This window comes from Erysipelothrix rhusiopathiae, assembly GCF_900637845.1.
GTDB classification, from domain to species: domain Bacteria; phylum Bacillota_I; class Bacilli_A; order Erysipelotrichales; family Erysipelotrichaceae; genus Erysipelothrix; species Erysipelothrix rhusiopathiae.
Genome location: NZ_LR134439.1, coordinates 319,015 through 331,692, shown reverse-complemented (window position 1 = coordinate 331,692; position 12,678 = coordinate 319,015). Strand labels below are relative to the sequence as shown.

General features: G+C 34.1%; 9 protein-coding genes and 2 pseudogenes. 2 read left to right on the top strand and 9 right to left on the bottom strand.

Features of this window, described 5'->3' with window-relative positions; all coding sequences use genetic code 11:
• Positions 1-283: 283 nt before the first annotated feature.
• From EL194_RS01665 to EL194_RS01650, 4 genes are all read right to left on the bottom strand, one after another.
• Positions 284-1,288 carry a hypothetical protein gene (locus tag EL194_RS01665; protein WP_003774611.1) on the bottom strand — a complete coding sequence of 335 codons (1,005 nt, stop codon included), beginning with the start codon at positions 1,286-1,288 and terminating at the stop codon, positions 284-286.
• 209 nt (positions 1,289-1,497) lie between these two features.
• Positions 1,498-1,785 (bottom strand): hypothetical protein, encoded by a 288-nt coding sequence (locus EL194_RS01660; protein ID WP_003774610.1) that lies wholly within the window; start codon positions 1,783-1,785, stop codon positions 1,498-1,500.
• 137 nt (positions 1,786-1,922) lie between these two features.
• The gene (locus EL194_RS01655) at positions 1,923-2,312 is read right to left on the bottom strand and encodes a hypothetical protein (protein WP_003774609.1); all 390 of its coding nucleotides are present in this window, start codon (positions 2,310-2,312) and stop codon (positions 1,923-1,925) included.
• A 253-nt stretch (positions 2,313-2,565) separates the two neighbouring features.
• Positions 2,566-2,865 carry a hypothetical protein gene (locus tag EL194_RS01650; RefSeq protein ID WP_003774608.1) on the bottom strand — a complete coding sequence of 100 codons (300 nt, stop codon included), beginning with the start codon at positions 2,863-2,865 and terminating at the stop codon, positions 2,566-2,568.
• Between the two features lie 561 nt (positions 2,866-3,426).
• Here EL194_RS01650 and EL194_RS01640 point away from each other — a divergent pair.
• Positions 3,427-3,702 carry a hypothetical protein gene (locus tag EL194_RS01640; protein WP_003774606.1) on the top strand — a complete coding sequence of 92 codons (276 nt, stop codon included), beginning with the start codon at positions 3,427-3,429 and terminating at the stop codon, positions 3,700-3,702.
• On the opposite strand, the pseudogene EL194_RS01635 reads toward EL194_RS01640, so the two are convergent.
• Positions 3,675-4,253, bottom strand: a pseudogene (locus EL194_RS01635) (IS30 family transposase); the annotation flags it as partial. The gene EL194_RS01640 and the pseudogene EL194_RS01635 overlap by 28 nt on opposite strands.
• Positions 4,254-5,250: 997 nt before the next feature.
• Positions 5,251-8,325: an Ig-like domain-containing protein gene (locus EL194_RS01630; protein WP_126345098.1), complete on the bottom strand. Its 3,075-nt coding sequence runs from the start codon at positions 8,323-8,325 to the stop codon at positions 5,251-5,253.
• A 278-nt stretch (positions 8,326-8,603) separates the two neighbouring features.
• On the opposite strand from EL194_RS01630, the pseudogene EL194_RS08625 reads away from it, so the two are divergent.
• Positions 8,604-9,421, top strand: a pseudogene (locus EL194_RS08625) (transposase family protein); the annotation flags it as partial.
• 247 nt (positions 9,422-9,668) lie between these two features.
• On the opposite strand, the gene EL194_RS01620 reads toward EL194_RS08625, so the two are convergent.
• The 3 genes from EL194_RS01620 to EL194_RS01610 form a co-directional block, all read right to left on the bottom strand.
• Positions 9,669-10,286 carry a DUF421 domain-containing protein gene (locus EL194_RS01620; RefSeq protein ID WP_003774597.1) on the bottom strand — a complete coding sequence of 206 codons (618 nt, stop codon included), beginning with the start codon at positions 10,284-10,286 and terminating at the stop codon, positions 9,669-9,671.
• A gap of 10 nt (positions 10,287-10,296) precedes the next feature.
• Positions 10,297-10,557 (bottom strand): hypothetical protein, encoded by a 261-nt coding sequence (locus EL194_RS01615; protein WP_003774594.1) that lies wholly within the window; start codon positions 10,555-10,557, stop codon positions 10,297-10,299.
• 354 nt (positions 10,558-10,911) lie between these two features.
• Positions 10,912-12,561 (bottom strand): InlB B-repeat-containing protein, encoded by a 1,650-nt coding sequence (locus EL194_RS01610; RefSeq protein ID WP_013853358.1) that lies wholly within the window; start codon positions 12,559-12,561, stop codon positions 10,912-10,914.
• Positions 12,562-12,678: the final 117 nt, after the last annotated feature.

Below are 12,678 nucleotides of genomic sequence, written 5' to 3'. Positions count from 1 at the left end.
AATCCCTTTCCTAAATTCAAATCTCAACCGCACCTTGGGTGGTGCGGTTGAGATTTGATAAAAGAAAATAAGTGTTATCGTCTTCTTCTCCATTTCCGACTGCTTTGTCAGAATCAACAAATTCAACACGTATATCAGCGTCTTTCGTAAAATCATTTTTGTTTATATCTGATTGATGTACATCATTACCAACACCATTAAGAACGATACCTTTGATCTTATCAGCATAAGTTGGATCAGCTTTCGGTCGAGAAACAATATATTTTTTTGTACTTAACGATTCTCAATCTTCAAGAGAAGCATATCCCACTAATGTATCATCGAGTAACTGTGCTACTTGACCGTAAGTTTTGTCCGACTCACCTTCTTCAACTAAAGGTTTCGTTAGTAATTCAGTAACAGCAGCAAAAATGTTTGCTGATTCTAGTGCTGAATCATCCATGATTTTTTGAACTTCATGGCGGAATTGTTCATACTCACGGTATGAGTTCTCTGCTGGATCAATTTTAAACAAAAGCAATTTATGCTCGCTATCCATCGGTTCAAATTCAAGTCCTTCACCCAATTTATCTATATAGGAAAGTCCTGGTAGTCCGATACAGTGAGCGGTTGTTGTATTGATGGAGGCACCCCAAATGACTTCTTTGGTTCGATAGTCAATCATAATAGGTTTTTTATCCAACAATACTAAATAATTTGTTGCTTCGCGTTCCTTAAATTCAGCTTCTGTAGGCTCAGTGCCTGTGATTTCCTGTTCATTTGTAAAAGATTTCACTTCTGCGTCACCTTCAAACTTAAGACTAGGCGAATCCATTAATTCATCACGAATCGTTTTACCAGATTGATATTTCTCATTGATTTTGTTTTCTAGAATAATACGAAACATTACGGGTTCCGATAACGTTTCTTTCGACTTAAGACGAAATTGTGCATCTGTACCTTCATCATTCCAGACCACGTCAAAACGACCCTCCTTTTCAATCGTTTTGCTATCAACGATTACGCTATGGTTAAACTTCATTGTGTCATAGGTTGCTGGAATCTCGATATACTTATCTTCTTGGTCTGCATGGTAAGCTTTAATGGTATCTTTATTTATTCTAAAATTAAACCCATCATTTTCTTTACGAACCAATTCACTATTATATCGAATATCCCAAATTAAACTGGTTGGCATTGCCTCCTCACGCTTCTCACCTTTTATGATGATTGAATTTGGATATACTTTTTTATTATCTGCTGAACGTAGAAGCTGCTTGTTGTCGAGTGACGCTGTGAGTCTTCCCAACTGATTCCCTTCAATTTCTAATTGCAGATTATCATTGACATACGTTTGCGTTACAAAATATTTTACAATAATATTTTTTCAACCAGCGGAATTTCAATAGCTTCAATTCCTTGAGTTGATGTATTCTTAAATTCTTCTGAAACTGAAGGATATTGATTACAAGGTTCTAATGTACCATCATTCTTAACATTAAAGTTGCTAATGTCTACTTAAGTCTTAACATCCCAATTTCCAAGACCAGATGTTTTCACAATTTGTGGAATTATGAACGCAAGATTTAAGTTGTTCATCGTATGGTTACGACTTGAATTTAAAATCCCTTCCCATTTTAATTCTAAGCCTCCATTAATCTCACTAAACCCAGCTTCCTTCAGTTTGTGATCACTGCCACCGATTGGCTGAACCGGGAACGTTTCTTCAATTTTATTTTCTGAAGCAATAAAGTCATTGATTACAAGTGGATAATTTTCGAGTTTATCAAGTTCTGATTTATCCATTTGCTTAAAAGAATATTGATTAAAAATGTACTCATCGGTAGCAAATTCAAATCCTTCTTTTAAATTTTCTTTAATCGTATCTAAATCTGTCCCTTTCTTAATTTGATCAGAAATATAACTGTTAATTTGGTATGAAATTAAATTTTGGAAACGATACTGATTTTCAATACCTGCCTCTTCATTTGATATAAGTAATTCATCAACAACAAGTTTAAATGCTCCGACATTTGATGTGGGTTTTTACGTACAAACTTCGATGTACTGTATTCCTCTAATTTATCACTGATTATGAATTGTTCCTGGGTCGCAGTAAAAAGAGTTATTTCTTCTGGAAAATCATGTTCATATTTATATACAGCACGTTCTCCATTTTCTAAATAATGGAAATCAAAAATAGTGGAATCTGCTGTTATTTTATCAAGTGAGTCTTGATAAAATTTAACTTTATAGCTGATTTCTACAAATTCTTTGTCATCTGTGAAAATATCAACACTAAAATCTGTTGATTGATTCGTATAACTTTCCATTTTCACAGGAATTTTTCACTAATTAATTGACACTTATACCGAAGTTTAGCGTGTGTTTCGCCTTCAAGATTCAACTCAATTTCACCTGTTAGTACCGGCTTTGTTTCATTCGATACTGGCAAGATTTCATCAATTTAATTTTCCTTAGGCACGCTCACTTCATTTGGAGGCTTCTTTTCATCTTCATCATTTACATAATTTGTTTGTGATTCTAACGAAGCGATTTCAGTTCTTAATTGATCTAAAACGGCTCCTACAGCAGGATATTTTTTTCATCAACCATCTTTAAGTCTTCATTAATAAGAATTTCATACACCATTTTAAACGATTGTGGATTAACATCTACATCTTTAAAATCTAAACTGAATCCATTCGTTTCTTCTTTTACCTTAATTTGAGTTAAATCTTGAAGGGTATTAGCCTTTAAGTCCTTATCCGTATGTACTGGATCCTCAACATGGACTAGGGTAGCTTCGTCGGGCACATTAAACATGAGTGGATTAAATTCATCCTTAATTTTAATCCACTCTGAATCACTGAAATTCAATGTCAATGCTGCCTCGCTGTGTAAGGTTTCGTAGGTGATTCGATCACGACATTCGATTGTTTGGAATCAATCACCGCAGTTAGCATCGCTTCGTGGGGAAGCTCCTCCTCAGGTACATTAGCAGAAATTGTCAATTGCGATACAATTAGTACGAATACTAATGCGACGATACTCACCGGTCGCATTTTACGGTTCTTCGTAAATAACATAGTGTCTCCTCTTTTCTAAATAATTTTTCATAAAATCATACATCGTACACGTGATGAAAATGATATAGACTTTAAAGTATCCTATCATTATTATTCGTTATATTTGTGAAATAAATATAACACAAGTATTTAAATAGGCTAATAGAAACACCTTATCAAACATATAGAGCCTTTAAATCACCATTAATACAATTAGGTGAAACATTCATGATAATTGTTAGAAAAACATTACAAATATGGCATATTTTCTTCTAAATCAATTAAGTCTTTCAGGGTATTTCGTTTCATTCTTTATAGAATCGTTGGTATGATACCTATATAAGGTACTAATAATCCCCTTTTATTGTGGAGGTCTACGATGAAACAAACATTTTTTTCGATTCTAAGCATGGTTTCTATTTTTACAATCTCTATTTCCCCAAGTCCGATGAACAATCGCTCTTCACAAGTTTTTGTTACAAGTCAAAATTACCGTTCTACTCAAAGCGATCATGAACTCCCAGCACACAGTAACGGTGTTAAAACGCTACCACCCTATGGACTCCCCGATGCACCCCTCTATGGTGCCATCGCTTGTTTTGTAATTGGTTTGATACTCATTGCAAATCAAAATCGATTCAGAAAGAAAAAATAATGCTGTGAAGTCTTTTTGACCTCAAATATTTGTCGCGTCATTGAGGCAATTTTGAAGCAAATATTAGACATCGATTTTCCTTTTAGTATAAACCATCGTGCGATTGCATTCTCGCGTTTATTAGTTCCACTTTGAAAAGAACAATACGAGTTACACTTATATATCTTTACGTACAACCGCTTAACTGTAATCCCTAATGTTTTAAATTCAAGTCCATTATCTACTGTTATCGATTTGATTGTTATTTTATTTTCTTCAATAAATTTTCGAATTTTGTTTAATGTGTAATAATAATTTGGATATTTTACTTTAATAAGCCAGATCATTCTTGAGCAGCGGTCCACAATAGATATAATCGCTGCAGTTTCATGTTTCTTACCGATGATGGAGTCGATTTCGAGTTGACCAATCTCGTTTCGTTCCTCAATATATTTAGGTCTTAGGCTAATTGGAAGTACCGTTTTCTCTTCCAATTTCCATCTCAAGTGATTCATCATTCCACTCATTCTCTTTTTACGTTTTCTTCTCTTATAAAACATTCTATTTTTTCGGGTTTAAATTTCGCCTTAAAATTGCAACAGATATATACAAATTAGTGATAGAATGTTGCTTCTATTCTAATGGTGTTCTATGCATGAAGTAATTTGGAATTAAACCACTCAACAATTATCCAAACTCATAATCCAGTTCCTCAAGTATTGAGAAAATGTGCTTTTTGTCAACCTCCTTTTTTTGTCTTGAATTTTGTCTCAGCGATGGTATTGTCAAATGTAGTTAACCTTACGACTTAATCACCAACTGTTGAACAGATATCGTCAATCAGGTAATTACCAAACTCACTTCCTCAATATGAATGAAAGTATTAAATCGATCTTAAACTTGAATTTATCTTTGCAAACGCCTTATGAAACAATTTGCTATTTTTCTTTTGTCAACAACTGTGTCCCACAATCTCACGAATATATAAATCAATAGTGGTGCAAGTGTAATTCTAGCTATGTCCATCCATTACATAGGTTAGGTCGCTGACTCTTACTTCAAACTGTTTACGAACAACAAATTCCCGATACTCGTCTGCGTTATAAGACAAATATTTCTTGGACTAGTACTGTCTTTATTTTACGTGCTCCATAAATCTTTTAACTATCAACGAAAACGTTAATAACATGCTCAGTTTATTCATCAACTCTCTCTTGGTGTCAAGTAACAACCTCCTTGTTTATATTTGCGATTGTCAGTCACATTTACAATAACACTGAGGGTTTTTTCTGTTACAACTCTATATGCATAGGTAGGAACTGACCTAGTTCCGTTCTCACACGCTCACACGAATAGCGTGTGGTTTTCTAAACCGATAACAAAAAAACACCCCGTTATTATAAACGGGGTGAAGCTTTAATAACTCTCGAGGTAGGTTTATCTACATTGTAAATTAAAGATCATTGAATTAAGGATGCGCTAATTTCTCCGCGTTTTCCAAGTGTCTCTAAGCTTATGAGATCCAATCTATGGTTTCTCAATGAGCACTTGTTTAAAATTTAGGTCTAATTATAATTCTTTTTCACACATTCTCTTCAAATATATTTTAATTCCAAAAACTATTTGTAATACTCCTAAAAGTAAGAATGAGTAATTATTACTTATTCCGGCCGGCGGAAGAACATTTTTGCTATCACTTTGATGCATTACGGATTTAGTAATCATAGTTCCTCTCATACCATCTGTATAAGGAATAGCCGAGATTTCTTCTCCACCGCTCAGTTTACGATTTAATTTGATTGAAAATTTCCCAAGTATATTAACTCTACCTTTTCCGATTTCATTACCTTTTGAATCAATTATAATAACTACATCACCAGCCACTCCGGTTCCAGAAACTAATTCATCGCCATCTTTCATTGGGTTAAGATCTGGCTTATGACTATATTTGTCAAAGACTTTAAGACTTGTCGGTGTCCCTGCTTTCCCATCCGTTTGGGGTGTGATTGTAATCACTTCATTAGGTTCTAATGGTCGATCTGTTTTCACATCAAAGTTACCTTCCGAATCAACCGTACCTTTTCCGATTTCTTTACCTTTACCATCAGTAATGATGATTTCATCACCCGGTGTTCCTTTTCCAGTCACATTGGTTTCACCCGAGCCTGGCTTATTCACCGTTGGTTTATGGGCATCTTTATCGAGAACGGTTTCTTCTGTTGGTGTCCCTGCTTTCCCATCCGTTTGGGGTGTGATTGTAATCACTTCATTAGGTTCTAATGGTCGATCTGTTTTCACATCAAAGTTACCTTCCGAATCAACCGTACCTTTTCCGATTTCTTTACCTTTACCATCAGTAATGATGATTTCATCACCTGGGGTTCCTTTTCCAGTCACATTGGTTTCACCCGAGCCTGGCTTATTCACCGCTGGTTTATGGGCATCTTTATCGAGAACGGTTTCTTCTGTTGGTGTCCCTGCTTTCCCATCCGTTTGGGGTGTGATTGTAATCACTTCATTAGGTTCTAATGCTCGATCTGTTTTCACATCAAAGTTACCTTCCGAATCAACCGTACCTTTTCCGATTTCTTTACCTTTACCATCAGTAATGATGATTTCATCACCTGGGGTTCCTTTTCCAGTCACATTGGTTTCACCCGAGCCTGGCTTATTCACCGTTGGTTTATGGGCATCTTTATCGAGAACGGTTTCTTCTGTTGGTGTTCCCGCTTTCCCATCTGTTTGGGGTGTGATCGTAATCACTTCATTAGGTTCTAATGGTCGATCTGTTTTCACATCAAAGTTACCTTCCGAATCAACCGTACCTTTTCCGATTTCTTTACCTTTACCATCAGTAATGATGATTTCATCACCTGGGGTTCCTTTTCCAGTCACATTGGTTTCACCCGAGCCTGGCTTATTCACCGTTGGTTTATGGGCATCTTTATCGAGAACGGTTTCTTCTGCTGGTGTCCCTGCTTTCCCATCCGTTTGGGGTGTGATTGTAATCACTTCATTAGGTTCTAATGGTCGATCTGTTTTCACATCAAAGTTACCTTCCGAATCAACCGTACCTTTTCCGATTTCTTTACCTTTACCATCAGTAATGATGATTTCATCACCCGGTGTTCCTTTTCCAGTCACATTGGTTTCACCCGAGCCTGGCTTATTCACCGTTGGTTTATGGGCATCTTTATCGAGAACGGTTTCTTCTGCTGGTGTCCCTGCTTTCCCATCCGTTTGGGGTGTGATTGTAATCACTTCATTAGGTTCTAATGCTCGATCTGTTTTCACATCAAAGTTACCTTCCGAATCAACCGTACCTTTTCCGATTTCTTTACCTTTACCATCAGTAATGATGATTTCATCACCTGGGGTTCCTTTTCCAGTCACATTGGTTTCACCCGAGCCTGGCTTATTCACCGTTGGTTTATGTGCATCTTTATCGAGAACGGTAGATTTCGTCTCCATACCCTCTATATCATTCGTATAAGGGATAACTTTGATTTCCTCATTGCCAATTAGAGGACGAGATACATTAATAGTGTAAGACCCATCATCATTGACAGTTGTTTCGCCAATATTTATTCCATTGCCATCTTTTAGAATTAATAAATCACCCGCGATTCCCTTACCTTTTACAATAATATCATTTTCTACTGGTTGTTCAATCGTTACTTTATGCTTCTCACGATTATAAACAACAACATTTTCTTTATTACCTTTAATGCCATTTGTAATAGGTTGACCTGTTATAATTTCGTCACCAATTAAAGGTCTATCTAATGTAATGTCGTAATCTCCATTTGAATCAACGACACCTTCACCGATTTTTTCTCCCGAAGAATCCGTGAATACAATTGTATCACCTGGAAATCCAGTTCCAATTATTTTCGTGTCTCCTGAACTAGCTGGATCAATCACAATATCATGTTTGGCTGCATCGTAGTCTTCAACATAATTATAAATCACTGTAATGTCTGATTTTCCAACTTTCCCAGATTTGACTCCGCTAACAGTTGTTTGTGAATATCCCTCGATTGGATAGTTTTCTAAAAAAATGTAGGACTGTGATTGGATTCCTTTTTTAGTCACAGCTGGCTTGATTTCTTTTCCATCACTCATAAATTTAGCTGTTACATTCACAAATTTTGGTATTCCTGCAAACCCTTTTCCATATGTATAAGCAATGTTGGAACCATCGTATCTAAATTTACCGTTATAGATGTTTCCAGTTCTGTTCTGATCAGGAGTATATTTGTACGTACCTGCCTTGTGATCAACTTCAAGATTGGTTCTAGAATAGACTTTACGTTCAACATTGAGACTGGTGTTCGAGAACTCTACAGTTTCACCATAAGTTTTAGTACTTCTATTATAGGGCGTATACGCCAAAATACCGTTTTCTCGATTTATAGATAATATAATGTTAGATTGATTCTCATTTATTTCTGCAACTTCTATAGTCATATATTTCTCTATATTAGTATTATACCCGTTGGATTTATTAAAGTTTGGGTCCGTTAGAGTAATAATATCACCATCGCTCACTGTCGAAGCATTGATATTTGTAATAAAAGCATTACTTAAAATTAGTGTCAAAGAAAAAGCTATATGTAAAAATTTTTTTAACGTTTTTTTCATTGTTCCTCCTTAATGTACTCTATAAGATTAAGTTATTCTTTATTGCATATTCATAAACTTTATAAGTAACCCCTCCTTTAATACAGCAACCTAAATCACTGAAAAACATGACATTACAAACCAATTCTATCAAACACATAAAATATATCGACTTATCTGCTGCGATATCACTATGATTTCGTTTTCATTCATCCTAAGTTCACAAACTGCTTTTAGAAACTTAAAGCAATGTTTTTATCTCAAATGAAACAGAGCGTTTAATGGTATAGTGAACATGCAACAACTCGATTCGTGATTACCAAAAAAATTTCCAACAACTCCTGAAGCAAAAAGCGAACTCTTATTGATGGAAGAGAACCGTAAACTCAAACAAAAACTATCTAATTCCGCGAAGAAAATAGGCAAGTAATACATGAATTCATTAATCAGTATAAGTGCCACTTTGGCTTATGTTAATTATTTTAGCAGTGTGGTGTTGATGCCGATGATTAATATAACTATCTCAATAATATCAGCAGTGATTATTATCAAAGGAAGAAATTGGTTTAAGATAGAATTAAAGATTTTTTCATTCAACAGGCGGCAAGGGATTAAACTTAGCAAAACCACAGTTCACAAATTTATGAATCAAGAGCTTCAGACCTACTGCGTACCGGCTAAGAATCATCTACTCTACGTCGAAGGAACAAAGCACGAACTTTTTCCCAATCGCTTCAAGACTTAAATATTGAGCAACAGAAAACAGTTTAGTGTACTGATTTCACATATATCCAAGGTTTGAATGTAAAGTCTCAATACAACTGCAGTATTCTAGACCTCTCAGACCGAAGCATTATTAACCTAAAATGAACAACCAAAGGATTTAAGTCTTCAGAGTGATCAAGAAAGTCAATTTGCTTCATACAATTTCACAGAATTTTGTGTAGAAAATGAAGTGACTCAAAGTATGAGCAAAGGCGGATGCCCTTATGATAATGTAGGAATAGTGCGATTCTTTAGAACTTTGAAATTTGTGCTTATCAACCGTTACCAATTTAATAGTGACAAACAACTTGAAAATGCTATATCATAATATTTGTTTAGATGGTATGACTAGATTAGACCACATGCATCAAATGATTATAGAATTCCAAATGAAATTAGAAATACTTAAATCTATTTATCCACCTGAGTTATAAAAAAGTTTGACCACTACAACCATACGGGTACACTAAGATATAAAAAACCATCATCATATTCCTATGATGATGGTTTTGACTCTAAATATGTCGGGTAATCTCACCAACACTAATTTACAAAAAACCTCATTATAAAACATGCCATACAGATTGAACGTATAATAATCAATATTTGGTATAACGATATGTACCGTTAGTATACTCGCAAGAGCTTATTTCCTTCACATCTTGAATACCAATATCATTTAGTATAAATTCTTCCTTTAGGCCTGCCAGTTCAACTTCATTTTTATTAAACTTACCATCTGAAATTACCAAATAATTGAGTTCATCTACCTTCGATTCTATAAAAACAATCTGTCCATTTGGTAATAATTCTGCTTTGGAAATATTTGAGGTTGTTTGAATACCCTTCATTCGCATGCTGTAATAAAAATCTGCGACAGACAAATTTGATTTCTTAAGATTAGTTATTATAAAATTATCGTTATAATAAAGTAATATTGGTTCTCCATCAATAATTTTTCGAATTTTTTTTACCCAAGTTTTAATAAAATCAAGAATTTTAATGAAGCTTCCCCAAAGTACAAAAACTAATATAACGTCAAAAACGCCTATTTCTGAATTATATATAACACCACCAACGAGTCCACCGAGTACATAGTTGTTTATGTGATCACTTGGGCTGGTTGGTGAAATATTTCTTTTACCAAGTAATTTTGAAAAAACAAGGACAGAAAAAAAACTTACAATAAGCTTTAAAAACAGTTCGAAATAAAACATGATTTGTATTCTACTCACAACTAATAGCAATGTTAATTTTTGATAGACGTTCTACAGCGCTTAGAATGTGTTTTATTATTCGCTTTTGTATATCAAAGTATAACTCTGTCGCACAAAACTGTCCTTGATATTTTGGCGATACATCTTCTCTGAATTCACTACCTTGTAAATAAAATAGCCAATCAAAACTTTTAAAAATACTCTTAGACAATTTAATTGCAAACCATTTTTTAAAATAAAAATTGATTTTATAAAATATATTTTCTTTCATAACTACCTCTTTCAATCTAAAATTTCATCATAAGTTTCATGGGCTTAAATTAATTTTTATCTTTTCTTTACGATCATTTACAATCAGTCTATTTCTAAAAAGAATATGATCTATGAGTTGAATCTAGTTTTGAGCGCTATCCTCGTATAGTAGAAAGCATCTCTATACTCTCCTTAATCTTTCACGAATAAACCTCAATATAAAAAATAAAAAAAGATTCTCTGTATTCTATCAAAATCTTTAAACCCATGTACCTATATTTTTTTGCCGACACACGAAGCAATATTATGTATTACCTTTTTTTTTGAAAAAAGTAGACAAGATTGATTACTTGTCTACCTTTGATTTAAGAGTTCAATTTCGATTTTTTCTGATACTTAATGGAGCTAACGATGTGAGCACTAATCCAATTCCAATTAAAAATAAATTGTTATTTGATAAACCTGTTGGAGGAAGTGCTGTCGGATTCGCAATACTTACGCTTAACTCCCACTGTGCTACATATACAGTATTTTCTGTAACAGTTTCGGACACTTTAGGACTCCAACCCTTAAAGCGATAACCCTTTCTTTGTGGAGTTCCGACATATTCAGGCGTTAGACTTCCTTCTTCAATACCTCCATACACTTGATCTTTAAAACTGTCTTCATCTTGAATACCATCTCGGTATACTACTTCATATGTCTTTTTCACTTCAATATTCTTTTCCCACTGTGCTACATATACAGTATTTTCTGTAACAGTTTCGGATACTTCCGGACTCCAACCCTTAAAGCGATAACCCTCTCTTTGTGGAGTTCCAACATATTTAGGGGTAAGACTCCCTTCTTCAATACCCTCATACACCTGGTCTTTAAAGCTGTGTTCATCTTGAATACCATCTCGATACACAACTTTGAATACATCTCTTTTCACATTAGGTTTATCACTATAAATAAAAATTCTACCATAACTCTGATTATTATGATCTTTTAGAGTTACTTCTAGAAAATCTTCGGAAAAATTAATATTTTCAATTTCTTCAGTAGTAAACTCTACGATATTTTTACCCTCGTCATATTTACCAGCAGCAATATTGGTAAGCTTAAAATGGAACTTCTTGACTGCATTATTACTTACACTTGGAACTATGAACTGATTTAAATCAATATAATATTTATCATCGATTCCTTTTTCCATCTCTAATATTACTTTATGACGGTCCATGTCATAATAAAGGCAACTCTCATCACACATAGTAAAAAGCGACGAATCAACGATTCCATTACCATAACTTTTATCAAAGTTTTCATTATTTATATCAAGCATTTCTAATTGCTTTAAAGATTCTATACCATCCATTTTTTTTAGATTATTTTGTGAAACTCTAAGATTTTTTAGATTCGGGAATACATCTAGACCTTTAAAACTCGTAAGATTATTTCCATGTAAATTTATATTTCTCAAGTTTTGATTATTGTTTTTTAGCTTACTTAAATGATCATTTGTCAGATCTAACATTCTTAAGTCGATATTTACTAACGATGGCACTCCATCAATTGGAGCTAGAGCACTTGGATTCTCTATAAAAACAGGTGAGTAATTGTATCCAATAGACAACAAAGTTAGCACGGGTAATTGCTCAATTCCTGATATGCTCTCAATTGGCGATTCGACCACCATAAGACTATCGAGCTCCTTGAAATTTTCTACTCCTTCAAAATTCTTTAGACTTTGTTTCCGTAGATAAATATTCTCTAGTTTTCTAAGACTTGCAATCTCAAGAAAAGACTCCATATCAACTAATTCACCAACAGCTGGATTAAATGTCTTAATCTCATCTAACTGTGATTGTGAAACAAGATCTGACGTTGTTAACGATAATTTATCAGCAACAAATTGAGCAATAGAGGGTCTTTTAAACCACTCATTGATAGGTTTAGTCTCATCCGCAAAAGCGAAAATTGGTGAAATTAACAGACAAAACGAAAGCGTAAGTAAAAACAAACTATTTCTTTTTTTCATAATTTTCTCCTCATCAACTACTAACATGACTTCTGAAGCAATAATAAACATCGATATAAAATTTTTACCCCATTTATTAAAAGGGGTAATAACTTATAATTCTACGATTATTGAGAA